Origin of the sequence: Exiguobacterium sp. s21 (assembly GCF_018617975.1) — a bacterium.
GTDB lineage: Bacteria > Bacillota > Bacilli > Exiguobacteriales > Exiguobacteriaceae > Exiguobacterium > Exiguobacterium mexicanum_A.
Window position 1 is genome coordinate 1 of record NZ_JACSLF010000036.1, and the last position, 475, is coordinate 475.

The following is a 475-nucleotide window of genomic DNA, read 5'->3' on the forward strand; positions in this document are numbered from 1 at the left end:
TATTGGCCATTGGAGGAATGATGTTCGTCAATGAGGCTTGGTATGGAAACTCGGCGGCGTTTGGAACGGCGACCAGTATGATTATCGTGACGTTGATTGGCCTAAAGAGTTTAGAAAACCGATATCGGATAAGAATGGGAGTCATCTTTTCATTATTGATTGCTGGAGCAATTTACTTCGGGTTGCCGAATTATTCGGTCGCTGAGGCAGAACATAACCTGAAACAAGTACATAAGAACGTGAACTATGTGAATGATGTCGGGGTGGTGAACGAAGGCTGGAATCCGTTTCAACCAAACCGTGTCTATTTATTTGAAATCGATTCAGGGGACCGAGTCTTGTTTTTACCCGATTCAGGAGACATTATAAAAACGCGTCCTCCAATGTAAACTGTACCCTGAGTAGTAGACACTAAAAAAAAGTCTACTGCTCAGGGTTTTTGTGTACACTGGACTAAATCATATTGGGAGTGAAT

1 protein-coding gene is annotated in these 475 nt (G+C 42.5%); it reads left to right on the forward strand.

The genetic code is table 11. From position 1 onward, the window contains the following. A partial coding sequence (locus tag KNP06_RS15190; RefSeq protein WP_214789515.1) for a hypothetical protein occupies positions 1-389 on the forward strand: 389 nt, incomplete at its 5' end. Between the last annotated feature and the right edge of the window lie 86 nt (positions 390-475).